The organism is Desulfovermiculus halophilus DSM 18834, from assembly GCF_000620765.1.
GTDB lineage: Bacteria > Desulfobacterota > Desulfovibrionia > Desulfovibrionales > Desulfothermaceae > Desulfovermiculus > Desulfovermiculus halophilus.
On sequence record NZ_JIAK01000015.1, the window covers coordinates 38,510 to 63,590 of the forward strand.

A 25,081-nucleotide genomic window follows, 5' to 3' on the forward strand; every position below is an offset into this window, starting at 1 on the left:
GATGAGCCGTTACTTGCTCTTGGCAGCGTTAGGGGCAACGATCATATGCATGGTCCGGCCTTCGAATTTCGGCTCCTGTTCCAGCCGGGCCACGTCGCTGATCTCTTCCAGGACATTGTCCAGGATGGCCTTGCCCTGCTCCTTGTGCACAATCTCTCGACCGCGGAAGAAGAGGGTGATTTTGCACCTGTCGCCCTTGGCCAGAAAGCGGCGGACATGATTGAGCTTGGTCTGCAAGTCGTGCTCATCCGTCTTGGGCCGCAGCTTGACCTCTTTGAGCTGGACTTGAACCTGCTTCTTCTTGGCCTCTTGGTTTTTCTTGCGCTGTTCGTACTGGTACTTGCCGAAGTCCATGAGCTTGCATACCGGCGGCTTGGCCTGGGGAGCGACTTCCACCAGATCAACCCCCTGCTCATTGGCCATCCGCAAGGCCTCCTTGGTCGGCATAATACCCAGCTGATCGCCGGAATCACTTATAACCCGCACCTCTGGGACTCGTATTTGGTGGTTGCGGCGCACGTTAGTTGCTGAAGCTATAGCGCATTCCTCCACGTTTGAAGGGTTCCTGGCAGTCTTCGTTGATCATTTCTATTGCCTCGGACAGGGATTTTGTCCCGGCCTGTTCCTTGTTCCGGAAACGCACGTTCACTCCCCTGTCCTGTACTTCACGGTCCCCGATGACCAGAATATAGGGGATCTTGGCCAGTTGAGCCTCCCGGACCTTGAATCCAAGCTTCTCGTTGCGCAGATCGGTCTGGACCCTGATCCCGGCCTGGTGCAGCTCGCTGGCGCACTGGCGGGCGAAATCGTTCTGGGCCTCGGTAACAGTGACCAGTATGGCCTGGACCGGGGAGAGCCAAGTGGGCAAGGCCCCGGCGTAGTGCTCAATGAGCACGCCCATGAAACGCTCGATGGCCCCGAGAATGGTCCGGTGGACCATGACCGGTCTGTGCTTTTCCCCATCCGAGCCAATATAGCTCAAGTCAAAGCGGTGAGGCAAGGTGAAATCGCATTGGATGGTTGCGCATTGCCAGGTGCGATCCAGGGCGTCCTTGAGCTTGACGTCTATCTTGGGGCCGTAAAAGGCGCCGTCACCGGCATTTATGGCATAGGGCAGTCCCATGCTGTCCAGGGCCTGGTGCAGCGCGGTGGTGGCCCGGTCCCAGTCCTGATCCGAGCCAATGGATTTTTCCGGCCGGGTGGAGAGTTCCAGTTCGAAGGCAAAGCCGAAGATGTTCATCACATCCTGGACAAAGGTGATGATACCGGTGATCTCATCCTGCAGCTGTTCGGGCCGGCAGATGATGTGCGCGTCGTCCTGGGTGAACTGGCGGACCCGGAGCAGTCCGTGCAGAACACCGGACTTTTCGTGGCGGTGTACAGTCCCCAGCTCGAAGTAGCGAATGGGCAGATCCCGATAGCTGCGCAGGGCGGACTTGTAGATGAGCATGTGGGCCACGCAGTTCATGGGCTTTAACCCGTAGACCTGCTCATCTATCTCCGAGAAATACATGTTGTGGCCGTAGTTCTGGTAGTGCCCGGACTTCTCCCACAGGTCCCGGCGCAGGAGCTGAGGGCCACGCACGAGTTGATATCCACGGCGCAGATGCTCTTTGGTCTCAAAGTCTTCAAGGATAGTCCGGACCAGTGCCCCGTTGGGATGAAAGATGGGCATCCCGGGTCCGACCTCGTCGGAGAAGCTGAACAGATCCAGCTGGGGGCCCAGACGTCGATGGTCCCGCTTCTTGGCCTCTTCCAGGTGGGCCAGGTAGCTCTTTAAGGCCTTGCGGTCCGCGAATGCGGTACCGTATATCCGCTGAAGCATGGGCCTGTTCTCGTCGCCGCGCCAATACGCACCTGCCACCGAGGTCAGCTTGAAGGCTTGGATGAATCCGGTGGACGGGACGTGCGGACCGCGACAGAGATCGGTGAAGCCGTTGTGGGTGTACAAGGAGACCTCATCCTCGTCCAGCTCGTCCAAGAGCTCCAGCTTGTAGGTTTCGTTCTGCTGGGAGAAGAACTTCCGGGCCTCATCTCTGGACATGATCTTGCGCTGGAACGGCTTATCCGCGGCAATGCTTTCAGCCATCTGCTTTTCTATGGCTTCCAGGTCATGGGGGGTAAAGCTCCGCTCGAAATCGAAATCGTAATAGAACCCGTTATCTATCGCCGGGCCAATGGTAACCTTGGCCCTGGGAAAGAGGGTCTTGACCGCCTCGGCCATGATGTGGGCCGCGCTGTGCCGCAGGACCTCGAGTCCCTGCTCACTGTCGGCCAGAACCGGCTCCAGACGCGAGCAGTCCCTGGGGACAGGGGCGGACAGATCCACCAGACGGTTGCCGCATGTGCAGGCAACAGACTTCTTGAGCGTCTTTCCGCTGGCTGCCTGGGAAAGGACATCACGACAGGACTGCCCCTCGGTAACCTCAATGGTCTGCCCTTGGCAATCCACCTGCTGCACGTCCGATAGCCTCCGTATTTTATGGTGCATGAAAGCAAATAGGGAGGCCGGGGCCTCCCTAACTGCTGTGCTCTGTCCATGGTAGGCGCGAGGAGATTTGAACTCCTGACCCCTTGCGCGTCAAGCAAGTGCTCTACCCCTGAGCTACGCGCCTTCGCAATGAGGGTTTCCTTAGCAGGCCTGGGCACGGACTGTCAAGCAAGCAGGGACAGGAAAATCGACCCCTGGGGTGAAGTGCCTTGGATATCCGGAAGACGGGAAAATGGCCATTGTCTCCTGCTCTGTCTGCATGCTATCCTGGGCCAGGACTGACCGGGGGACGCTGCTGTGCACGAGGAAATGCCTGGAGGCGCTGTTTTATGCGGGTTGACCAAGAGAACGTCCAGATTCTGTTTGTGACCTCGGAGATCTTTCCCTTTTCCAAGACCGGAGGGCTGGGTGACGTGATGGGAGTGCTCCCGGTGGTCCTCAAGGATCAAGGGGCGAAGGTGGCGGTCATCACGCCGTTCTACGGTCGGCTGCACACGGCCGACTTCCAGATCCGGCTGGTGCTTGAAAACTGCCCTGTGGGTTATCCCTGGCCGGAGGTGACCGCTGATATCTATATGGCCGACTATCACGGCCTGCCGGTGTATTTTGTCGACCGGCCGGAATTTTTCGACCGCAAAAACTATTACTGCACCTATCACGGCGAGTTCTTCGACAACTGCGAACGGTACATATTCTTTTCCCGGGCCGCGGTGGCCCTGGCCAGGAAGCTGGGGATCCCCCCGTATATCATGCACGCTCACGACTGGCACTCCTCCCTGGTCCCGGCGTATGTCCATGCCGCCCGCAGGCTGGACCCCTTCTGGCATCAGACCAAGACCGTACTGACCATCCACAATCTTGCCTTCCAGGGACAGTACTCGGCCCGCCTGTTCTGGAGCAGCGGCCTTCCGGCCGAGGCCTGGGACATGGACGGGGCCGAGCACTACGGCTCGTTCAACATGCTCAAGACCGGCATCGGCTATGCGCAGCGGATCACCACGGTCAGCCCCACCTATGCCCGGGAGATCGTCACTCCCGAGTTCGGTTGCGGCCTGCACGGGATCCTGGCCAAGAGACAGCCGGATCTGCGGGGGATCCTCAACGGCGTGGACTATTCGTTCTGGGACCCAAAGCACGACAAGTTTTTGATGTATCCCTACTCCCCGGAGAACATGCAGGGGAAGGCCGAATGCAAGAAGACCCTGCTGTATCTCATGGGGTTTCACCCCCGGTTCATGTCCAGGCCGGTCCTGGGATTCATCGGCCGCCTGCGGGAGCAGAAAGGGATCGACATCGTCCTGGAGATAGTCGACGAGCTCATGGCCATGGATGTGGGGCTGATCATTCTGGGGGAAGGGGATCTGGGCATAGAGACCATGCTCGGCAATCTGGTGGAGCAGTATCCGGGGCAGCTGGCGGCGTGCATCGGATACACCGAGGAGAAGTCGCACCAGATCATGGCCGGGACGGATATCTTCCTCATGCCCTCCAGGTATGAGCCCTGCGGGCTGACTCAGCTGTACAGCCTGCGCTACGGGACCCTCCCTGTGGCCTCCCAGGTCGGGGGGCTGTTGGATACCGTCATCGGATATCCAGCCCAGGGCTGCACCGGATTCACCTTCAGCCCCATAACGGGCCCGGCCCTGCTCCGGGCACTCCAGCAGGCGGTGGCGGTATGGAAGGACGACGGGCAGTGGCGCAGGATGCAGGAACGGGCCATGCATCAGGACTTTTCCTGGCAGCGCTCGGCCCGGGAATACATGAGCGTCTACCGGGAGATCGGACTGCCGGCCGAAGCCGGATAGGAAAGCTGAGTGCGAGACGGAGGTAGAAAGGCGGGATAGGCCCGGATCAGAACAAGCCATTAATGATGCATACTCTGGCGGGGAGCTTGACCATGCATGAGATACGCCTTGGATATTCGGTGCAGGACTATATCAGCGGAGAGCAGGTGGAGGCGACGACCTACGAGGATATCCGCCAGGATATCGCCCGCTTTCTGGTAGAGGAGAAGGGGGTGCCCAAGGCGGCCGTACGGACCAAGGTCGAGGTCACGGCAGTTATTGACGAATCACCCTACGTGCAGCAAATGGACCTGGTTCTCGGGCAAAGCTCGAGTGATCCGATCATGGCCCTCAATTTCTGCGCCGGGCAGGTGGAAACCTATACCCGGCAGACCCTGGCCGCGGCCCGACTCCTGCCTCAAGGGGCGCCGCGTCTGGCTGTGGCCACAGACACTCAAAAGGCGGTCATCCTGCAGGTCGCGGATGGTGCCCTGGTGCGGGAGTGTTTATATGCCGAGTTTCCGGACTGGGAGGAGCTGCTCCATATGGCGGCCGCAGTCCCGGAATACACAGTCACCGCGGAGAAAAAGGCCAAGGAGGGCCGGCTGCTCTATGCCTTGAGCGAGCTGAGCTGTTCATGTGCCCAGGAGTCATGTTCAATCCAGGAGTCCGGGAGTGGTCACGGAGCAAAGTGAGCTTAGAAGCGGTCCTCCCGGTCCATGAACCGGAAGTTGATGGCCTCGGCCAGGTGATTGACAGTGACTGTCGGGGCCCTCTCCAGGTCGGCGATGGTCCGGCTGATGCGCATGATCCGGGTGTGAGCCCGGGCGGAGAGCCCCAGCTTTTGCATGGCCTGTTCCAGGAAGTCGTGTTCTGTCTGGGTCAGCTGACAGCATTCCTGCAGCCAGCGCCCGGAGAGCTCAGAATTGGTGGCGTAGGGCAGATCACGGTACCGAGACGCCTGAATCTCCCGGGCTGCAACGATATTGGCCCGCATGGTTGCCGAGTCTTTTGAGCTTTGTATCTGCTTGAGATCCTTGTAGGGAACTGCAGGGACATCGACCTGCAGGTCAATGCGGTCCAGCAGGGGACCGGACAGCCTGGACCGGTAGCGCTGGACCTGAGCCGGCGTGCAGGAGCAGGGATGGGTGTCGTCGGTCAAGTATCCGCATGGACATGGATTCAGGGCCGCGACCAGCATAAAGTCCGCAGGATAGGTCAGGGATACGGCAGCCCTGGACAGGGTGACGTCGCCGTTTTCCAGGGGCTGGCGGAGGACTTCCAGGACGTGCTTCTTGAATTCAGGCATTTCATCCAGGAACAGCACCCCGCGGTGAGCCAGAGAGACCTCTCCGGGCTTGGGGATCTGCCCCCCGCCGATCAGCCCGGCGTCTGAAATGGTGTGATGGGGGCTGCGGTACGGGCGCTCGGTGATCAAGGCCTGTCCAGGCCGGAGCTGCCCCGCTACGCTGTATATCTTGGTCACTTCCAGGGCCTCGGCAAAAGGAAGCAAGGGCAAGACCGTGCGGATGCGCTTGGCCAGCATGGTCTTTCCGCTTCCAGGCGGGCCCATGAATAAGAGATTGTGCCCCCCGCCGGCGGCGATCTCCACAGCTCTCTTGGCCTGGTCCTGGCCTTTGACCTCGCTGAAGTCCAGGCTGAACTCGTGCCTGCTGTCCCAGAGATCGGATACATCGCAGGAGAAGGGGGCGATGCTCTGTTCCCCGCACAGGAACTGGACCGCCTCGGCCAGGGTGGAGACCGGGTAGACCGGCAGCTCGTCGACCACCCCGGCTTCAGGGGCGTTTTGCCGGGGGATGATCAGGCCCCGGGCCTGCTCCTCCTTGGCCTTAAGGGCCATGGGCAGGACTCCGGAGATAGGCTTGAGTTCCCCGTTCAAGGACAGCTCCCCGGCGGTGAAGTATCCCTGCAGGGCGGATTTGGGGATTGTTTCTGCGGCTGAGAGGAGGGAGAGGGCCAGAGGGAGGTCGAATGTGCTGCCTTCCTTGCGCATATCGGCAGGGGCCAGGTTGATGGTTATCCGGGCCGAGGGAAGCTTGAAGCCGCTGTTCTTCAATGCGGTGAGGACCCGTTCCTTGCTTTCCCGGACCGCCCCTTCGGCCAATCCGACCATGATGAAGGTGGGCATTCCGGAGCGGGTAATGTCGGCCTCGAGGTGGACTGGGTAGGCGTCAATCCCCAGCAGGGCCGCGCTCACGGCGGTAGATAGCATGGTTTACTCCACTGGATCGCCTATTCTGCCCCATCTGATGTTGGTTATCCCGTTCCAGGACCAGTAGATTCGCCAGGCCCGGCCTAGAATGGCTTCTTCCCGGACAAAGCCCCAGAAGCGAGAGTCGTACGACTCGTCCCGGTTGTCTCCCATGACGAAATAGGAGCCGTCCGGGATATGAACAGGACCCAGGTTGTCCCTGGCCCGGGGGTCGAACTCATGCGGGGGCCATTTGGGCATGGGGAACTCCTGCTTGGCCAAATGCGGTGCGGTGTGCTGGACATACGGTTCCCGCAGGGGCTGGCCGTTGCGGAAGACCTGTTTGTCCTCTATGCGGATGGTATCTCCGGGCACCCCGATGACCCGCTTGATAAAATCCTTGGAGTCGTCCTCCGGAAACTTGAAGACGATAATATCCCCGGATTCCGGGTCTGATACCGGGACCAGGGTGATTTCAGTGAACGGGAGCTTGATCCCGTAGATGAATTTGTTCACCAGGAGATGGTCGCCTATCTGTAGGGTCGGGAGCATGGATCCGGAGGGAATCTTAAAGGCCTGGACCACAAAGGAGCGGATGACAAAGGCCAGAATAAGGGCAATGGCCAGGGCCTGGGCATATTCCTTGAGTGTATTCGACCAGTTGGAACTCATTGTCTACCTTCATCCGGCCGTATCCGGAGGGCTAGTCGTTATCCTTCTGCAGGGCGGCCAAAAAGGCTTCCTGGGGCAGCTCAATATTCCCCATCTTCTTCATCCGCCGTTTGCCTTCTTTTTGTTTTTCCAGGAGCTTGCGCTTTCTGGTGATGTCGCCTCCATAGCACTTGGCGGTCACGTTCTTGCGCATCGGAGGGATGCGTTCCCTGGCCACCACCTTGTTGCCGATGCAGGCCTGGATAATGACCTCGAACAGCTGCCGGGGGATGACTTTTTTCAGCTTCAGGGCCAGATCCCTGCCGTGCCGGTAGGCCTTATCCCGGTGGACGATCATGGACATGGCGTCCACTGGATCGCTGTTGATCAGGATGTCCAGCTTGACCAGGTTGGAGGGAACAAAGCCGATAAAGTCGTAGTCCAGGGAAGCAAAGCCCCTGGTCATGGATTTGAGCTGGTCAAAGAAGTCGAACACAATTTCGGCAAATGGGAGCTCATAGGTAATGATCACCCGGGCCGAGGTCAGATAGCGCAGGTCTTTCTGGATTCCCCGCTTGTCCTCGCACAGCTTGAGGACATTGCCCACATAGTCGTTGGGCACATGGATCTCCATGCGCACAAAGGGTTCGGCTACCTCTTGGATCTGGTCCGCAGGAGGCAGCAGGCTGGGGTTGTCCACTGGGATGGTCCGGTTGGTGACGGTGTGGACCTGATAGACCACCGAGGGGGCGGTGGCGATGAGTTCGGCCTGAAACTCCCGTTCCAGCCGTTCCTGGATGATATCCATATGCAAAAGGCCCAAAAAGCCGCAGCGGAAGCCGAAGCCCAGGGCCTGAGAGGTCTCCGGCTCGAAGGAAAAGGCTGTGTCGTTGAGCTGCAGGCGCTCCAAAGCCTTTTTCAGGGGGTCGTACTTGGCCGGTTCCGTGGGGTACAGCCCGCAGAAGACCATGGGCTGGACCTTTTTAAACCCAGGACACGGAGCGGATGCGGGCCGGTTCAGGGAGGTGATCGTGTCCCCGACCCGGGCATCCTTGAGGTCTTTGATGTTGGCGAAGAGGAAGCCCACCTCGCCCGGGCCCAGCCAGTCCACTTCCTGAGGATTGGGGGCGAAGACGCCCAGCTGACTGATTTCAAAGGATTTCCCGGTGTTCATCATCAGGATGTCCTGCCCCTGCTCCATGTACCCGCCGAAGATGCGGAACAGGACCACCACGCCCTGGTATGGATCGTACCAGGCGTCAAAGATCAGGGCCTGCAAGGGGATCTGCGCATCGCCGGTGGGTTGGGGGACGATCTCGACGATCTGCTCCAGGAGGGCATCGACGTTCAGCCCGGTCTTGGCGCTGACCTGGACGATGTTTTGGCAGTCAAGACCAATGGCCTCTTCGATGTCCTGGATGACCCGTTCCGGTTCTGCACTGGGCAGATCCACCTTGTTTAACACCGGAATGATCTCCAGATCGTGATCCAGGGCCAGGAAGACGTTGGCCAGGGTCTGGGCCTCCACCCCTTGGGATGCATCCACCAGGAGAATGGCGCCTTCGCAGGCCGCAAGACTGCGGGAGACCTCGTAGTTGAAGTCCACATGCCCCGGGGTGTCGATGAGATTGAGGATCATGGACCGTCCATCGGCTGCGGTGTACGGGATGCGCACGGTCTGAGACTTGATGGTGATCCCCCGTTCCCTCTCCAGGTCCATGCGGTCCAGGAACTGTTCCTTACGGTCTCGATCAGCCACCAGGCCGGTCAGCTCCATGATCCGATCAGCCAGGGTCGACTTGCCGTGATCGATGTGGGCGATTATGCAGAAATTTCGGATTTGGGATGTTTCAGGCCGCATTCAGACTTTTCTTATCCTCAGCAATGAATTAGTGATTGACCGGAACGCACTGAATTGGCTTGTACCTTATTTCTCTTATCGTGTCTAACCACAGCACATAGAATACGGAGCTTATATGCGGGTCTGGCCGGGGCGGCTCTATCCCCTGGGAGCGACATGGGACGGGCTGGGAGTGAATTTTGCCCTGTTTTCCGAACATGCGGACAAGGTGGAGCTTTGTCTGTTCCAGAGTACGGAAAGCAGGGCTGAAGAACAGCGGATCGAGCTTACCCAGTATACGGATCAGGTCTGGCATGCCTATCTTCCGGATGTCCGTCCCGGGCAGGTCTATGGATATCGGGTCTTTGGTCCATATCGTCCGGAGCTGGGGCTGCGCTTTAATCCCAGCAAGGTCCTCGTGGACCCGTATGCCAAGTCCATGGTCCGGCAAACCCGGTGGGACGAGGCCATGTACGGCTACAGGCTGGGCAGCGGGCAGGAGGAGGCCGGCCGCAACGCCCTGGACAACGCGGCATATGCCCCGCTGTGCGCGGTGATCGATCCGTCCTTTGTCTGGGGCGACGATGCCCCGCCCCGCATCCCATGGTCCGAAACAGTGATCTACGAAGCCCATGTCAAGGGACTGACCGCTCAGAATCCCCGGGTGCCCAAAGCACTGCGCGGGACATATTCCGGGGTGGCCTGCGAAGCAGTCATCGACCACCTGCAGCAGCTGGGGGTAACCAGCATCGAGCTCATGCCGGTCCATCAGCACGAGGACGAGCCTTTTCTCGTTCAGCGGGGACTGACCAACTATTGGGGCTACAGCACCCTGTCCTTCTTCGCGCCGGATCTCAGATTTGCTTCGGGGGCGGGGTACATGGATCAGGTCCGGGAGTTCAAGATGATGGTCCGGGCCCTGCATGCCGCATGCATGGAGGTTATTTTGGACGTTGTCTACAACCATACCGCGGAAGGGAATCGATGGGGACCGACCTTGAGCCTGCGGGGGATCGACAATCTGGCCTACTACCGGCTGCATGAGGACAAGCGGCAGTATCTGGACTTCACCGGAACCGGCAACAGCCTGAACATGATGCATCCCCGGGTCCTGCAGCTGATCATGGACAGCCTGCGGTACTGGGTGCAGGAGATGCATGTGGACGGCTTCCGGTTCGACCTGGCCAGCACCCTGGCCAGAGAGCTGTACGACGTGGACCGGCTGGCGGCCTTTTTCGACATCATTCATCAAGATCCGGTCCTGTCCCAGGTCAAGCTCATAGCAGAACCCTGGGACTTGGGCAGCGGGGGGTATCAGGTGGGCAACTTCCCGGTCCAGTGGACGGAGTGGAACGGAAAGTATCGGGATGCCGTGCGTAGGTACTGGCGGGGAGAGTGTGCAGTGGTCGGGGAACTGGCCACCCGCCTGGCCGGAAGCAGTGATCTGTATGCCCACAACTGCCGGAAGCCCCATGCCAGCATAAACTTTGTCACCAGCCACGACGGGTTCACCCTCCAGGACCTGGTCAGCTACGAGGACAAGCACAACCAGGCGAACCAGGAGAACAACCGGGACGGCGATGATGCGAACCTGAGCTGGAACTGCGGACAGGAGGGCCCGACCCGGGATGCTCAGATCACTGCCCTCCGCGGGCGGCAGAAGAGAAACTTCATGGCCACCCTCTTCTTGTCCATCGGGGTGCCCATGCTTTCCGGAGGGGATGAGCTGGGCCGCACGCAACAGGGGAACAACAACGCCTATTGCCAGGATTCGATTCTAACCTGGTATCCCTGGGAGCTGGAGCCGGCGGAGGAAGCATTTCTGCGTTTTGTGCGCCGGGCGGCATGGCTGCGGAAAAGCCAGCCGGTATTTAAGCGCCAGAATTTCTTCCAGGGCCGATCCATTCATGGCTCGGAACGCAAGGACATCACCTGGCTGACTGAGGAGGGCCGGGAAATGGGGCATGCGGACTGGCTGGACGCCTCCCGCTGCGTCATCGGTCTCATGCTGGGTGGAGACGCTTTGGAAGAGATCGATTCCCGGGGGCAAGGCATCAGCGGGGACACCATGCTCGTGCTGCTGAACAGCAATCCCTGGGGGGTCGATTTTTCCCTGCCCTCGTACACCAACTGCGACTGGTGGAAGCTGGTGCTGGATACCCGCTACATGGAAGGACTTCCCCAAGACGGCGGAACGACATACAGCAGCAAGAGCGCCTATCCCCTCCTGGAGCACAGTCTGGCTGTTTTTCAGCTGGTTGATGCAGACGGTGCACAAAAAGCGGGAAGGGTATGAGCAAAGCGGCTCACTCCGTCTTGCCTGCCAGGCGTTTTCGCCATCGTTCCTGCCTTTCCCAGCTAAATCCCCCTGGCACACAGGGCCAGAGGGCATTGTTCTGGAACAGGGGCTCGCGCTCAACCGGGTAGGGGGAATGGGCCCTGGCCTTGGCGAAGAGTGATGTGCCCGGGATTGGGGAGTACTGGGCCAGATGGGGGCGGATCCCATGACTGCGGGCCAGATCGATGGCCGCCTCCACCGAGCGGTGGTCCTGTTCCGGAAGGCCGAAGAGGATATAGGCCCCGATCTGACTGGGGGAAAAGCCGGCTGCAAACAGGCAGCTGAGGCCATGTTCCCATTCGCTGCTGGTCAGCTTGCTGTCCGCCCGGTGGGAAAAGTCGGCTGTCTCCAGGCCCAGACGGACGGTGACCAGCCCGGCCTTCTTGAGCAGCCGGGCTAGGTCTTTGGTGATGTGCCGGACATGCAGGGCATTGGGCGTGTGCAGCCTGGCTGTGCTGCCGGTCTGGATCAGGCGGATCAGCAAGGGAATAAGCCAGGTCTGGGGCTTGACCAGCAGCGCATCGTCGTAAAAGGCGAAATCCGGGATCCCCCGACGGAGTTCGGTTTCTGCCTCGGAGATGACCTCCCGGGCGGACTTTTGGACGAAGCTTGGATTGAGCACTGAGCTGGCGCAGTAGGAGCAGGCGTATGGACAGCCCCGGGAGCCCATGAGGATTGAGAATGCCGGATCGGGATAGGCGTCCAGAGCCAGTCCCAAACCGCTGTCCGCAGGCAGGGAAGGAGGAGAGGCGTTCAAACCCGACCACAGGCGCCGCCAGTTGGCCTCCTGTTCCAGAGGTCCGGGTAGGACCAGATCAAAGCACTCGAAACTGGCGGCGTGTTCCGTGCAGAGGGTGGCGTAGATTCCCCCGGCGACAACTAGGGTCCGGGGCCATATGTCCTTGACCATGCGGGCCGCGGCAACAGCTCCGGGGTACCAGTAGGTCATGGTGGTCCCGATGAGCACGGCGTCCGGTGCGGGCTCCAGGGAGTGCAGGGCAGCACGAACCAGATCCGGGTCCTGGCCGTAGCGGCTGTAGCGGCGGGGTACGTGCCGCAGGCAGGAAGGCGCCGGCATGTGCGTCTTGGGCCACGGACCGTGCCCGTATGGCCTGGGTTTGGGCCAGGAAACGTCGGACCACGTGGGATCCAGGCAGTCCATGAGCGCGGTATGGGCCCCTGCCTTGCGGAGCATGTGCAGACAGGCCAGAAGCCCGGCCGGCCTGGACCAGAGGTTGTAGGCCGCAAAATCATAGATCCAGGGATTAAGGCCCAAGATACGCGGGGCATGGACAGGATCCGGGGGCTTAGTTCGGGAGGAGCTCCAGATAATCTCGGGCCACCTGGGCCGGCTCGCTTTGGGGGGGTGCTGTGTCGGCAATGCGTTCAAACCAGACTCTGGCCTGGGCTTGTTCCCCCAGGCGCAACAGATTTTCAGCCAAGGCCTGCATTATCCGGACCTGGCCTGGGCGGGCCTTGAGCCCTTGGCGCAGGACCTGGACTGCGTCCTGGATCCGATTCTCCTCAGTGAGCAGCTGGCCCAGGAAAACAACAGCCGGGGCAAAGCCTGGGTTGGCCTGCAGGCTCCGCCCGGCCATGTCTTCTGCCTGCCGTGATTTTCCCTGCTGGGCATACAGCCGGGCCAGGTTGTAGGCCGGATATTCCGGAGTCAGATACGTGGGGATGTCCAGGGCGCGCTGAAAGGACTCCTCGGCGTCCTCCTCCAGCCCCATGGAGGCCTGGACCTTGCCCAGATTATTCCAGGCCCGGGCAAAATCAGGGCGCAGCCGGACGGCCTGGATCAGATGCTCCCTGGACTCCTGATGCCGGTCAAGCCGGGCCGAGATAAGCCCGTACAGCAGATGGTACTCCGGGCTGGTCTGGCCCCGGTCCTGCACCGCCTTGAGCTGGCGCAGGGCCAGGCGGGGCCGGTCGCTGGACAGATAGGAAGAGGCCAGATCCATCCTGGCCTGGATTTCCTTGTCCACTTCCGGATCCGGGTGGATCAGCGCGCACCCGGATAGGAGCAGGCAGAGGATAAGCAGACACAGGCCTGCAGTATGCAGGGAGAAGAGACAGCCGAAGCGGCAATCCGGAGGCAGTCTCCGGGAAAGCCTCCCCGGCAGTTCGGTGCTGGCCATGCTCATCTCCGATCTGGAGCGCCGGACATCTAAATAACCTTGTACAAGGGGTACTCGATGATCCCTTCGACCCCAATGGACTGGAGATCGGGGATCAGATCGCGGACTGTGGATTCCTGGACAACGATCTCTATGGACAGCCAATCGGCCTGGTACAGATTTGATACCGTGGGGGAGGTCAGACTGGGCAGAATCTGCATCAGCTGATCCAGCCTGTCCTGGTGCACGTTCATCTTCAGGCCGACCAAACTCTCCGCCCGCAGTGCGCCTTGAAGCAGGGTGCGCATCTGGGTGATCTTGTCCTGCTTCCACGGGTCTTCCCAGGCCCGGGTGTTGGCGATGAGCTGGGTGGAGGTGGTCAACAGCTCAGCAATGATCCGCAGGCCATGGGCCCGGATGGTGGTTCCGGTCTCGGTGACCTCAACGATGGCATCGGCCAGTCCGGACACCACCTTGGCTTCGGTGGCCCCCCAGGAGAACTCCACTTCCACCGGGATGTCCGCCTGTTGAAAATATCGGCGGGTAAAGTTCTCCAGCTCCGTGGCGATCTTTTTTCCGGCCAGATCCTCCGGACGTCGGTACGGGGAGTCGCCGCCGACGGCCAAAACCCAGCGGGCGGGCCGGTTGCTCATCTTGGAATAGACGAGCTCGTCCACAGTGACCACTTCGGCCTCATTCTCCAAAATCCAGTCTTTCCCGGTCAGCCCGACATCCAGGGTTCCGTCCTGGACATAGACCGGCATCTCCTGGGCCCGGCACAGGCTGCATTCAATGTCCGGATCGTTGATCTCCGGAAAGTAGTTGCGGTGGTGGAGGTTGATCTTCCACCCGGACTTGGCGAACAGCTTGATGGTGGAATCCTGCAGGGACCCTTTGGGAATACCGAGCTTGAGTTTTTTCTCCCGCTGGCTCATTTAGCCGTACACCTCCTGGGGATCGAATATTTTTTCCGAGCACTGCTCAGTACCGGAAGCGGTTAATTGGCGATAGAAGCAGCTGCGATACCCCTTGTGGCAAGCGGCTCCGCCGACCTGCTCCACCAGAAGCAGGACCGTGTCCGCATCACAATCCAGGCGCACCTGGTGGACCTTTTGCACATGGCCGGAGGTGCCCCCCTTGCGCCACAATGTGTCCCGGCTGCGGCTGTAGTAGTGGGCGTGGCCTGTCTCCAGAGTCTTGGTCCAGGCCTGTTCGTTCATGTAGGCCAGCATGAGCACTTCTCCGCTGCCCGCTTCCTGAACAATGGCCGGCACCAGGCCGTTGCCCTTGGCGAAATCAGGTTTGAGCATGCATCCCCCTTTCCATATTCGGCTCCAGGGCAGAGCCCGCGTTGCTCCGCCCCGGGCTGTTGCGCAGTTGGCCGCAGGCAGCCTGTATATCTTGCCCCTTGCTTTTACGCAAGGTCACGGTCTGTCCCTTGCTCCGGAGGAAATGCTCAAAGGCGGCGACAGCATCCGGATCCGGGGCTGTATACGGGAGCTCCGGGGCCGGATTGAAGCTGATCAGGTTGATCTTGCATTTGAGCCTGGACAGGAGTCGGTTCAGGTCCCGGGCCTGGTTCAGCCCGTCGTTTACTCCTCCCAGGAGGATGTACTCCACAGTGATTCGCTGCCTGGGCTTTAAGGGTATGGCCTGCAATGTATCCATCAGGTCGGACAAGGGCAGCAACCTGGATGCCGCGGGCATGATCTGCCGGCGCAAGGCCTGATTGGGTGCGTGCAGAGAAACGGCCAAAGAGGCCAAGCCGGTCTGGGCAAAGGCCGTGAGGGTGCCCGGAACCCCCACTGTGGAAACTGTGACCCGCCGATGAGAGAACCCGAGCCCCATTGGATCCCGAAGGATGGTCAGCCCCTTGTGGACCTGGGACCAGTTCAGCAGGGGCTCGCCCATGCCCATAAAGACGATATTGCGCAGGGGCCAGGAGCTGCGGGCCTCCTCCAGGACCTGCGTGGCGATCAGGACTTGAGCCAGGATCTCCCCTGAGGTCAGGTTGCGCACAAAGCCCATCCGGCCGGTGCTGCAGAAGGTGCATCCAAGGCTGCATCCGACTTGAGTGGAAAGGCAGAGGGTGAAGTGGTCCTTGTCTGGAATAAGGACCCATTCCACCTCCTGACCATCGTAGAGGCTGAGCAGTCCCTTCTTGGTCCCGTCCCGGCTGGATGCAAGGCCGGACAGGGCCGGGAGCCGGAGGTCCAGTTCCTGGGCCAGGCGGTGGCGCAGCTCCTTGCTCAGGTTGGTCATCCGGGCAAAATCCGGGCACCCTTTCTGCCAGATCCACTGCCACACCTGCCGGGCCCGGAAAGAAGGCTGTCCGAGGCCCTGCATTCTGGCTTCGAGCTGCGAATAGGATAGATCGAAGACAGATGCACGGGTCTGCTGGTTGTCCTGTCTGTTCATGGGTGATGTGCACTCCGGACCGGAGTGATGCTATGAGGCTCAGGAAAATCCGGTTGATGGGGCGCAACTGGATTGTCCCCCCGGGCTTTGACGGCGCACAGCAGACAAAAGCCGGGTCACTTGTGTGCTCCCGCATTTGGGGCAGTGGACGGTATCCTGATCACTGCGGACCAGGTCTTCGAATTCATGCTCGCATTTGAGGCAGCGAAACTCGTAGAGGCGCATATATCCCTCCAAATCGACATCTCTGTGATCTTGGTCTCACCCGTGGCGGGTCGAACCGAAAAGGCATAGCAGGGACCACTGTCCAGTACCTCCGACCGGTTGGGTCGAAAGCCTTTCTCCCCAGGACAGTGTCGTGAACTGCTTTGTTAAAGATGCAACTTTCAGCTGGCTTGTCAACCCCTTTTGCAGCTTGACGCAGCTTGCTCCAGAAGGGTAGATTTTAATGACTGATCAGGGAAAAATTTGGGTCTTTGACCTTCAACCTCGGGTATGAATTACAGTCAGTTGGAGTCAAAAACCAAAGAAATCTGGGTCTGACACTTTTATCCTGGAGAAACATGTATGGAACATCGCACCGGAACTTCCCGGGTTCAAAGCCGGGGCTTGGCCCTGAACGCATTCATGCAGGGCGTCTATCGCTGGATGGGCGCGGGGTTGGTCATCACGGCCGGAGCCGCCTATATGACCGCCTCCAGTCCGGCAATGATGGAGCTGATTTTCGGCAATCCCATGCTCTTGTTTGTTCTGATCGCCGCAGAGCTGGGCCTGGTTATTGCCGTGAGCGCCGGGATCAACCGGATGTCCGGGACCACGGCCACGGGATTGTTTTTGCTCTACAGCGCACTGAACGGGATCACCCTTTCGGCCGTGCTCACGGTGTACACCCCGGCCTCGGTGGTCAGTGCGTTCGTGGTCTGCGCGGGCATGTTCGGGGCGATGAGCCTGTATGGAATGACCACAGGCAAAGATCTGACAGGCTGGGGAAGCTTTTTGTTCATGGGCCTGATCGGGATCATCCTGGCCATGGTGGTGAATATATTTGTTCAGAGTCCGATGATCGATTTCGTGGTCAGCGGGCTCGGGGTGCTGATATTTGTCGGGCTCACGGCCTATGATACGCAGAAGCTGACCCGGATGGGTGAGACCGCGCCCATGGACGACGCCACAGCCCTCCGCCGGGGGAGCATCCTCGGCGCGTTGACCCTGTATCTGGACTTTATCAATCTCTTTCTCTTCCTGCTCCACTTTCTGGGACAGATGCGGGAATAGCCGTGGCTCGAGCAGTGGCCGGCCGGCTGTATGCACACGCAATGCACATCCGGGAGTTGGCCTATGCCCGCGGATTGATCCCCTCTTGGCGTCCACCGGTGCCCTGCATCTCTGTGGGCAATATCAGGTGGGGGGGCAGCGGCAAGACCCCGGTATGCTCCCGGTTGCTGGGCATGTTTGTAAAGTGGGGGCTGCGGCCGGTTCTGCTCACCCGGGGGTATCGAGCCCGCCCCCCGAAATATCCCTACCTGGTTCACACCGACAGCCCTGTTTTTGAGGCAGGGGATGAGCCCCTGATGCTGGCCAGGGAAAACCCACAGGCCCATGTGGTGGTCGATCCCTGCCGCAACCGGGGAGGCAAATGGGCCCTGGAGCGGATGGGCCCGGACGTGCTCATCCTGGACGACGGGTATCAGCACCTGGCTGTGCAGCGGGATGTGGATCTGGTCCTGCTCAGGCCAGAGGATTTCACTCACGACTGGGGCAGGGTCATACCCAGCGGCCCCTGGCGGGAAGGGGCCAAGGCCCTGCACAGGGCCTCGGCCATCATCCTGCATGCCCCCCCCGAAGAAGCGGCCCGGCTGGAGCCGGAGATCAGGGCCAAGGCGCCGAATCTGCCTGGTCCGTTTTTCTCCTGTTCCTACCAGGCCAAAGGCCTCTGCCGGCCGGACGGCCGGACTGCATTGGATCCGGATGAGCGGTATATCCTGGTCAGCGCCGTGGGCAGTCCGGCCGGGGTGGAATCCACGGCCGGACTGGTCCTGCCGGGTGCCCCTCTGGAGCATATGCGGTTTGCAGACCACCATTCTTTTACCAGGGCGGACAAAAAGCGGATTGGGCAAAGAGCGGATCAGCTTGGGGCACGCCGGATTGTCTGTACACCAAAGGACGGGGTTAAGCTGGAGGACATGGACGATCCCAGGCTGTGCATCCTGGATGTTCAGTTGGACATTCGGGGCGGTCTGGACAGGTGGCTCAGCAGCCGGCTGGACTTGCAGGGGGCGGATGAATCCGAACCCTCTCAGGGCTGATGGCGACGAAGGGCATTGGCGGCCTGCGTGCCCAGGTTCATGGGGACAAAGGCCTGGTCCCAATATATGCGGACCGCGTCGTCCCTGGAAGAGAGTTTCTGCAGGATGGATGCTGTTTTTGAGCAGAGGCCTTCCAGCCGGGCCAGGGTCAGGCAGATGAGGACCAGGGAGCTGGGATTGGATTCGTCCCCCAGGGCGTTTTCCAGGTCCTGCAGGCTGGGCTGGACATAGCCTGGACGGGCTTGGGCCAGGCGGGCGATGCCCCAGTAGGCCCCCAGACGGAGGGGGGCGTATTCCAGATAGTTGTCCGGGCCTTCGCTGGGCACGACGTAGGAGCACAGGATGCTGCCGTACTCAGCAGCCAACCCGGAGTGCCTGGCCATGATCTCTCCCATGGCTTCGGGCGCACCCCAGCCGATCCCTCCTGATTCGTCGTTTAAGGACCACATCAACCGGCGCATGACCACCCGGGCGGGCTCAAGTCCGCTGTGGGCCAGGGAAAGGACTGCGCCCCCCATACAGGTCACGGCCCGCCAATGGATTGTTTCCTGGATGGAGAAAAGTGCGGTGAACAGTGGGGATATGAGATTCTGGGCCGGGTTGCCGCCGGCTAGCTTGTTCCATTCCCTTTCCCAGTCCGCGGACTCAAGGATGGCCATCAGCTGCCGGCGCACGACCCGGGTTGAGGCGCTTTTCTCAGCCATAGATCCTTCCTGGGCCCCCGCCGGCGGGAATGATCCAGCCGACGGGGGCCTCCCGATTACTCTTCTTTGCTGAACTCGTCCTTGCCGGCTCCGCACACCGGGCATTCCCAGTCCGCGGGCAGATCCTCGAACTTGGTTCCTGCCGGGATGTTGTTTTCCGGATCCCCTTCGGCGGGATCATACACATATCCGCATACACCGCATACCCATCGTTCCATTTCCTCTTCTCCTTTGTCGTGTCGGTGCTGGTTTCTCTCGGGGCACCCCGGTCCAGGGTCCAATGCCTTGAGTAGCGCGGGAGGTGCCCTCACTCCCTGTCTTTAGCTATCAGCCTTCCACAGGCCGTGGACATTGCAGTATTCCCTGGCAGTTACCTGGGAGGCCTGGACGCAGAACTCTGCCTCCGGAGCCTGTCCGGGCTGGAGAAACTCACGGTAGGCTTTGCCATCGGCAATGAGCTCAATCCATTCAATGTAGTGCTTTTCTTCCATGGGGTGGGCAACAGAGCCGACCTTGACCTTAAAGCCGGAACTGGTTTTTTCAATGGCCGGGACATGCTTTTCTTTTGCCGCATCGACGCTTCCGGCCTGCAAAAGCTCCATTGGCTGCCCGCAACACACGAGTTCGCCGGCTCCACCGTGCAGAACCTCGACAATATTGCCGCAGGCATTGCATTTGTAAACTTCAAGCTGCGTGGCCATGTGATGACTCCTTTGGCTAATGGTGTCACTCTGAACAGGAATTCAACCCAGTCCTCAGGGTACTATGAAGGATTTCGGGTTTGGACGCAAGAGATGAAATGATGCATCCTTTAAGGGGAAAATGATAATCAATCCTGTCTGAGATGTCAAGATGATTCGACACCAGGAGGGCCGCCCGGATTCAATCAGTCTTAAACACAAACCGGCGCATGGACACATTGAGGGCCAACCCCAAAAAGCAGAAGTTGATCAAGGTGGATGTCCCCCCATAGCTCAGGAAAGGCAGGGGGATGCCTACCACCGGAAGAAGTCCGAGGACCATGCCCATGTTGATCGCGATTTGCCAGAAGAAATAAAAGAAGACCCCGACTGCAAGGTAATGACCGAACCTGTCCTTGGAGTCCTGAATGACCATGATGATCTGATACAGGAAGAGGCAGAACAGGATAAGAAGCAGGATGGTTCCGGCAAATCCCCATTCCTCTCCAAACACGGCAAAGACGAAATCCGTATGCTTTTCGGGCAAAAAGCGTAGCTGGCTCTGGGTGCCCTCCAAAAAGCCCTTGCCCCAGGTCTGGCCGGACCCGATGGCGATCTGGGACTGCAGGATGTTGTAACCGGCACCCAGCGGATCGGTTTCAGGGTTTAGAAAGGTCAGTATCCGTTCCTTCTGATAGTCCTGCAGGCCGAACCAGCCCAAGGGCATCAGGGCGATGGCGGCCAGGGACAGGGTCCAGAATACGCGGGGCCTGATCCCGTGATAGAACATCATCCCCCCGGCCAGAAGGAGGATGTTCAGCCCTGAACCCAGGTCGGGCTGAACGATGATCAGGCCCACGGGGAGAAGGATCAGGGCCATGATCCTGCCCAGGCTGGACCAAGCGAGCAAAGTCGGGGTCCGGGTGAGCAGCAGCGCAGTGAGCAAAAGGCAGCTTAGCTTGGCCAGCTCTGTGGGCTGGAAATGGAAAAGACCGAGATCTATCCATCTGGAGGCCCCGTAAATCGATTCCCCGGTGAGCAGGACAGTCAGCAAGAGGCCCAGGGACACCCAGTACAAGGGCCAGGCAAGACTCCGCAGGTGCCGATAGTCAAAGGAGCTGCAGATGATAAGGCCCCCCATCCCGAAAAGACCCCACAGCATCTGTTTCTGGTAAAAGCTGTAGGTGGTCATCCCGCCTTCGCCGCGCAGCGAACTGGCCGAGTACAGGTTCATGACCCCGAGGCCGAACAGGGCCAGGGACCAGAGGAGAAGGGTCCAGTTCAGGTGGGTGAACAGTCTGCGGTCAAAAGGGGACATGGTGCTCCTTACCCAGCCTCTTCAGGATCAAGGAGGTATTCGAAGATCCCTTTGACGATGGGCCCGGCTGCGGAGCTGCCGTGGCCGCCGTGCTCGACCAGGGTGACCACCACATACGACGCGTCCCCCTGCTGGCCAAATGCGGCCATCCAGGCGTGATCGCGGAATTTGTACGGGATCTCCTCTGTCTCCTTGTCCTCGTGCTTTTTCGTCAGTCGAACCACCTGTGCAGTCCCGGTCTTGGCCCCGATGGTCGCTCCGGGCAGACGGAGCCTGCGGGCGGTTCCCCGCTTGCCCTCCACGGTGTGGATCATCGCCTGGCGGATGAATTCGCGGTGGGCGTCCTGCAAAGGCAGGCTGTTCTGGACTCGGGGGGAGGCATCGTGCTGCAGCAGGGGCTGAAGCAGGCGTCCGCCGTTGACCAGCGCGGAGATAAATCTGGCCACCTGCAGCGGGGTGCTGGTGGTGTAGCCCTGCCCGATGGCGGTAATCACCGACTCTCCTCCCTGCCATGGCTGGCCGAACCGCCGAAGCTTCCATTCCTTGCTGGGGATAAGGCCCGCCTGCTCATTGGGCAGCCGGATCCCGGTCTTCTGTCCAAAGCCGGCTTGGGTGCAGAAGGAATGGATCTTGGATATCCCCAGTTCCTCACCCAGATTGTAGAAGTAGACGTCGCATGATCTGGCGATGGCCTCTTTCATCTCCAATCTCCCATGCCCGTAACGCCTCCAGCAGCGGAACAGGCCGTTGCCCAGCCGGTACCGTCCCGAGCAATAGAAGGAGGTCGAGGTGGTGATCTCGGATCGAGCCAGGGCGCAGCCGGCTACAGCCAGTTTGAACACCGACCCCGGGGGGTAGGCGCTTTGGATCAGCCTGTTCTGCAAGGGATGGCTTGGATCATGGAGCAGATCCTCCCACTTCTCCATGCTTAGTCCGCGTACAAACAGGTTGTTGTCGTATCCCGGCTTGCTGACCAGAGCCCGGATTTTTCCGGTTACAGGTTCCATGACCACCACGGCCCCGGCATGATCTCCGAGGCTTTCCCAGACAAACTGCTGCAGTTCGCAGTCCAAGGTCAAATCGAGGTTGGACCCTGGCTGGGGGGGCTGAGTGATACTGGAATGCAGGATCCGGCCCTGAGCGTTGACCTGCAGATGTTTGCGTCCTTTCTGTCCGTGCAGAATATCTTCAAATGTCTTTTCCACTCCCTGCTTGCCGATCATGTCCCCAAGGGTCAGCCTGGGGTTGGCCCGCAGCTCCTTTTCGTTGGCCTGGGCCACATAACCGAGGACATGGGAAAATGGGGCCCCGTATGGATAGGTGCGCAAGGGGCGGGTAATGATGTTCAGGTCCGGCCAGTTGTGGATTCTGGCCTCAATATAGGCCAGTTGATCAAAGGTCAGGTTGGGGACCAGAAGCAGGGGCTCGAAGGACCGGACCTTGTCCCGGCCCTGTTCAAATCTATCGGAGAGCTTGGAGGTGGGGACATCGGTCCAGTCGCTGACCTGCTGCAGGGTGGCTTGAACGTCGGCGGAGTTTTCCCGGATCATGGCCAGTCCGTATGCTGGACGGTTGTCGGCCAGGATATTCCCGTTTCTGTCCCGGATCAGGCCCCGAGGGGCATGGATGGACTGTATACGGGTGATATTGGCCTGGGCCTTTTGGGCATAGACATCTCCCTTATAGACCTGAAAATACCAGAGACGAAGGAAAATGATTATGAAAAGCAGGAGGATGGCTGCCTGCAGAATGACGATCCGGTCTGCAGGCAGGGTGTTGACCTGATCAGAGCGAAACATACCGTGATTTCCCCCAGCGTTTGAATGCCACTGTCATCGCTGCCCAGAGCAGGGGAAAGAGGAGGGCGGTTTCCACTCCCTGAAGGAGGATCCTGTCCACGGGGATGGCGACTTCCTGCAGTGCGGACATGAGCTGGATGACGCTGGAATGCCAGATCCCGGCCAAGATGGAAAGCGAGATGAGGAATATGAGATTTGAGCTGGTCAGATACAGGCATAGGACCTGAAAAATAAGCATCAGGCCGCCAAACCAGAGGACGGAGAGGCCAAAGGCCAGATCTCCGGCTCCCTCGTTGATGACGATCCATACCGGGGTCAGCCAGGCCGCCTCCCGGTAGCGGTGCTGGTGCACAAGAACCAGAATGGCCGGACCGAAGCAGTCGATTCCGGGGATCATATCGTGGATCCAAATGCACCCGGCGGTGAAAACGATCCACCACAGGACAAGACGCATACCGCTCTCTCGCCTCATTACCCCGGTTCCCGAACCGGCTGAGGCTGGGCTTCTGGGGTGAGGACAACCAGGACCTCCTCCAAGCGATCGAAATTGACCAGGGGGCGGGCCTGGATCTTCTTGAACAGGGAAAGGTCGGACACAGCGATCTTGTCGATCCTGGCCACAGGAAGGCCCTGGGGAAACAGTCCGGCCAAGCCGGATGTGACCAGGGTCTCCCCGGACTGGACTGGAGCGTTCTGGGGGACATGCTTGACCTGCAGGGGACTGTGCAGCCCCTGCCCGCACAAGACACCGTTGGTCCGGCTTTCCCTGCCCCTGACCGGTATGTGGCTGTTGGGGTCGGTTATCAGCAATACAGTGGAAAAATGGGGACTGGTCTGTTTTACCCGCCCGACGATACCTTGAGAGGTCAGGATGGGGGTGTTGGGGGCAACGCCGTCACCACGTCCTTTGTTGATGATCAAGGAACGCAGGACGGAATTGGGTCCGACTTGGCTGCCGATGATGTCCGCCCCTTGGCACGTCCATTCCGGGGGGCGGGGAAACTCCATGAGCTCCCTGAGCCGGGTGGCTTCCTTGGCCCGGCTCTGCACGCGGATCATCTTCAGCTTCAAATCCTGGAGCTTGTCCCGCAGGGCCGCATTTTCCTCTTGAACATCGCGGAGGAGAATATAGGAGTCCACCAGGGATTCGGCCTTGCTGTGCACCCATTTGCCCGGGGTGAGGACGAAACCGACGATCTCCAGTCCAGTATATCTGGCCATGCGATCCAAATGCCCTGTTTTCCAGTTCCAGGTGTACAGGCTCATGTACACGAACAGGGGCAGGAGAAAGGCCAGCACGAGGTGGCGGAGCTTAAGAGGGAGCACAAGACATCAATCGACGGTTACATCTTTGAGAATATCCAGATTGTCCAAGACCTTGCCGGAACCCAGCACCACAGTGGATAGAGGATCGTCCACCAGAGTGATGGGCAGGGAAGTCTCTTCCCGCAAAAGCTGATCCAGCCCGCGAAGCAGGCCCCCCCCTCCGGTAACCACGATGCCCCGGTCAACAATGTCTGAGGCCAGCTCAGGAGGCGCCTGCTCCAGAGCCATGCGCACGGCATGGGTTATTGTGGCCACTTCTTCGGAAATGGCGTTCCGGATCTCCTCGGAGTTGACCTTCAGGTGCTGCGGTATGCCGGAGACCAGATCCCGTCCCTTCACCTCCAGTTCCTGATTGTCGTACTCCCCGGGAAAGGCGGCGCCGATGGTCTGCTTGATCCGCTCGGCGTTGCTCAGGCCGATGAGCAGATTGTATTTGCGTTTAATGTGGTGCATGATGGATTCATCCATCTTGTCTCCGCCCACCCGCACGGACTTGCTGTACACAATGCCCGCCAGGGATATGACTGCGACCTCCGTGGTCCCGCCCCCGATATCGACGACCATATTGGCAGTTGGCTCAGTGATGGGCAGGTTGGCCCCTATGGCAGCAGCCATGGGCTCCTCGATCAGGTAGACCTCTCTGGCCCCGGCGCTTTGGGCCGACTCCTTCACTGCTCGCTTCTCGACCTGGGTGATTCCGGTCGGTACACAGATAATGATCCGGGGGCGCACCAGCCGCCGGCTGTTGTGGACTTGAGCGATGAAGTACCGGAGCATGGATTCGGTGATCTCAAAATCGGCGATGACGCCGTCCTTCATAGGCCGGATGGCCACGATATTGCCCGGGGTCCGGCCCAGCATGCGCTTGGCCTCATTCCCCACGGCCAGGACCTTGCTTGTTCCCTTATTGTCCTGCTTGACAGCGACCACAGAGGGTTCATTCAGAACGATCCCCCGGCCCCGGACATAGACCAGAGTATTGGCTGTTCCCAGGTCAATGGCCAGGTCGCTGGAAAAAATGCCGAGAAACTTGTTGAATATATTAGGCATGCTTCCTCTCTGCGTGCATAGGAAAGTTAACGGTTGGCGAGGCG

The 25,081-nt window shown here is 59.8% G+C and carries 24 protein-coding genes and 1 tRNA gene; 5 read left to right on the forward strand and 20 right to left on the reverse strand.

Annotated elements, in window-relative coordinates; genetic code table 11:
• Nucleotides 1-9 precede the first annotated feature (9 nt).
• From infC to N902_RS0108560, 3 genes are all read right to left on the reverse strand, one after another.
• Nucleotides 10-537, reverse strand: coding sequence for a translation initiation factor IF-3 (infC, locus tag N902_RS0108550; protein WP_027370602.1), 528 nt, complete (start codon nucleotides 535-537; stop codon nucleotides 10-12).
• On the reverse strand, nucleotides 521-2,452 hold the full coding sequence (thrS, locus tag N902_RS0108555; RefSeq protein WP_244147394.1) for a threonine--tRNA ligase: 1,932 nt from the start codon (nucleotides 2,450-2,452) through the stop codon (nucleotides 521-523). Before thrS ends, infC begins: the two co-directional genes overlap by 17 nt.
• Nucleotides 2,453-2,540: 88 nt before the next feature.
• Nucleotides 2,541-2,615: transfer RNA gene (locus tag N902_RS0108560), tRNA-Val, on the reverse strand.
• A gap of 205 nt (nucleotides 2,616-2,820) precedes the next feature.
• Here N902_RS0108560 and glgA point away from each other — a divergent pair.
• Together glgA and N902_RS0108575 are read left to right on the forward strand one after the other, a co-directional pair.
• Nucleotides 2,821-4,296 carry a glycogen synthase GlgA gene (gene glgA / locus N902_RS0108570; protein ID WP_027370604.1) on the forward strand — a complete coding sequence of 492 codons (1,476 nt, stop codon included), beginning with the start codon at nucleotides 2,821-2,823 and terminating at the stop codon, nucleotides 4,294-4,296.
• A gap of 92 nt (nucleotides 4,297-4,388) precedes the next feature.
• Nucleotides 4,389-4,970, forward strand: coding sequence for a type I restriction enzyme HsdR N-terminal domain-containing protein (locus N902_RS0108575; RefSeq protein WP_027370605.1), 582 nt, complete (start codon nucleotides 4,389-4,391; stop codon nucleotides 4,968-4,970).
• Between the two features lie 2 nt (nucleotides 4,971-4,972).
• On the opposite strand, the gene N902_RS0108580 is transcribed toward N902_RS0108575, so the two are convergent.
• The 3 genes from N902_RS0108580 to lepA are packed head-to-tail and all read right to left on the reverse strand — an operon-like array spanning nucleotide 4,973 to nucleotide 8,999.
• Nucleotides 4,973-6,508, reverse strand: coding sequence for a YifB family Mg chelatase-like AAA ATPase (locus N902_RS0108580; protein ID WP_027370606.1), 1,536 nt, complete (start codon nucleotides 6,506-6,508; stop codon nucleotides 4,973-4,975).
• 3 nt (nucleotides 6,509-6,511) lie between these two features.
• A complete protein-coding gene (gene lepB / locus N902_RS0108585) occupies nucleotides 6,512-7,159 on the reverse strand; it encodes a signal peptidase I (RefSeq protein ID WP_027370607.1) in 648 nt (215 codons plus the stop codon).
• A gap of 31 nt (nucleotides 7,160-7,190) precedes the next feature.
• Entirely contained in the window at nucleotides 7,191-8,999 is a 1,809-nt protein-coding gene (gene lepA, locus N902_RS0108590) for a translation elongation factor 4 (RefSeq protein WP_027370608.1), read from the reverse strand.
• A gap of 115 nt (nucleotides 9,000-9,114) precedes the next feature.
• Here lepA and glgX point away from each other — a divergent pair, with 115 nt between their 5' ends.
• On the forward strand, nucleotides 9,115-11,274 hold the full coding sequence (glgX, locus tag N902_RS0108595) for a glycogen debranching protein GlgX (protein WP_027370609.1): 2,160 nt from the start codon (nucleotides 9,115-9,117) through the stop codon (nucleotides 11,272-11,274).
• 10 nt (nucleotides 11,275-11,284) lie between these two features.
• Here glgX and N902_RS0108600 read toward each other — a convergent pair whose 3' ends face one another.
• Genes N902_RS0108600 through N902_RS19200 form a run of 6 tightly spaced genes read right to left on the reverse strand, consistent with a single transcriptional unit; the run spans nucleotide 11,285 to nucleotide 16,079 of the window.
• Nucleotides 11,285-12,592, reverse strand: a complete 1,308-nt coding sequence (locus N902_RS0108600; protein ID WP_244147393.1) for a B12-binding domain-containing radical SAM protein — start codon at nucleotides 12,590-12,592, stop codon at nucleotides 11,285-11,287.
• Between the two features lie 31 nt (nucleotides 12,593-12,623).
• Nucleotides 12,624-13,457, reverse strand: a complete 834-nt coding sequence (locus tag N902_RS0108605; RefSeq protein WP_027370611.1) for a tetratricopeptide repeat protein — start codon at nucleotides 13,455-13,457, stop codon at nucleotides 12,624-12,626.
• A gap of 29 nt (nucleotides 13,458-13,486) precedes the next feature.
• Entirely contained in the window at nucleotides 13,487-14,371 is an 885-nt protein-coding gene (gene hisG, locus N902_RS0108610; RefSeq protein WP_027370612.1) for an ATP phosphoribosyltransferase, read from the reverse strand.
• Nucleotides 14,372-14,746: a phosphoribosyl-AMP cyclohydrolase gene (gene hisI, locus N902_RS0108615; RefSeq protein ID WP_027370613.1), complete on the reverse strand. Its 375-nt coding sequence runs from the start codon at nucleotides 14,744-14,746 to the stop codon at nucleotides 14,372-14,374.
• A complete protein-coding gene (gene rlmN / locus N902_RS0108620; protein ID WP_027370614.1) occupies nucleotides 14,733-15,854 on the reverse strand; it encodes a dual-specificity RNA methyltransferase RlmN in 1,122 nt (373 codons plus the stop codon). Before rlmN ends, hisI begins: the two co-directional genes overlap by 14 nt.
• Nucleotides 15,855-15,893: 39 nt before the next feature.
• Nucleotides 15,894-16,079, reverse strand: coding sequence for an FmdB family zinc ribbon protein (locus N902_RS19200; protein ID WP_084288083.1), 186 nt, complete (start codon nucleotides 16,077-16,079; stop codon nucleotides 15,894-15,896).
• A 342-nt stretch (nucleotides 16,080-16,421) separates the two neighbouring features.
• On the opposite strand from N902_RS19200, the gene N902_RS0108630 reads away from it, so the two are divergent.
• A complete protein-coding gene (locus N902_RS0108630) occupies nucleotides 16,422-17,129 on the forward strand; it encodes a Bax inhibitor-1/YccA family protein (protein ID WP_027370616.1) in 708 nt (235 codons plus the stop codon).
• Between the two features lie 2 nt (nucleotides 17,130-17,131).
• On the forward strand, nucleotides 17,132-18,160 hold the full coding sequence (gene lpxK / locus N902_RS0108635) for a tetraacyldisaccharide 4'-kinase (protein ID WP_153304179.1): 1,029 nt from the start codon (nucleotides 17,132-17,134) through the stop codon (nucleotides 18,158-18,160).
• Here lpxK and N902_RS17130 read toward each other — a convergent pair.
• From N902_RS17130 to N902_RS0108675, 8 genes are all read right to left on the reverse strand, one after another.
• Complete coding sequence (locus tag N902_RS17130; RefSeq protein ID WP_034622346.1) at nucleotides 18,151-18,864, reverse strand: DVU0298 family protein; 714 nt, start codon at nucleotides 18,862-18,864, stop codon at nucleotides 18,151-18,153. The genes lpxK and N902_RS17130 overlap by 10 nt on opposite strands.
• A gap of 56 nt (nucleotides 18,865-18,920) precedes the next feature.
• Entirely contained in the window at nucleotides 18,921-19,082 is a 162-nt protein-coding gene (gene rd / locus N902_RS19205) for a rubredoxin (RefSeq protein WP_084288085.1), read from the reverse strand.
• Nucleotides 19,083-19,184: 102 nt separating this feature from the next.
• The gene (locus N902_RS0108650) at nucleotides 19,185-19,565 is read right to left on the reverse strand and encodes a desulfoferrodoxin (protein WP_027370618.1); all 381 of its coding nucleotides are present in this window, start codon (nucleotides 19,563-19,565) and stop codon (nucleotides 19,185-19,187) included.
• 181 nt (nucleotides 19,566-19,746) lie between these two features.
• Nucleotides 19,747-20,862: a rod shape-determining protein RodA gene (rodA, locus tag N902_RS0108655; RefSeq protein WP_027370619.1), complete on the reverse strand. Its 1,116-nt coding sequence runs from the start codon at nucleotides 20,860-20,862 to the stop codon at nucleotides 19,747-19,749.
• Nucleotides 20,863-20,870: 8 nt separating this feature from the next.
• Nucleotides 20,871-22,661 (reverse strand): penicillin-binding protein 2, encoded by a 1,791-nt coding sequence (gene mrdA, locus N902_RS0108660; RefSeq protein WP_027370620.1) that lies wholly within the window; start codon nucleotides 22,659-22,661, stop codon nucleotides 20,871-20,873.
• Entirely contained in the window at nucleotides 22,648-23,115 is a 468-nt protein-coding gene (locus tag N902_RS0108665; RefSeq protein ID WP_027370621.1) for a hypothetical protein, read from the reverse strand. Before N902_RS0108665 ends, mrdA begins: the two co-directional genes overlap by 14 nt.
• 17 nt (nucleotides 23,116-23,132) lie before the next feature.
• Nucleotides 23,133-23,987 (reverse strand): rod shape-determining protein MreC, encoded by an 855-nt coding sequence (gene mreC, locus N902_RS17135; RefSeq protein ID WP_153304180.1) that lies wholly within the window; start codon nucleotides 23,985-23,987, stop codon nucleotides 23,133-23,135.
• Nucleotides 23,988-23,993: 6 nt separating this feature from the next.
• Nucleotides 23,994-25,037 carry a rod shape-determining protein gene (locus N902_RS0108675; protein WP_027370622.1) on the reverse strand — a complete coding sequence of 348 codons (1,044 nt, stop codon included), beginning with the start codon at nucleotides 25,035-25,037 and terminating at the stop codon, nucleotides 23,994-23,996.
• Nucleotides 25,038-25,081 lie beyond the last annotated feature (44 nt).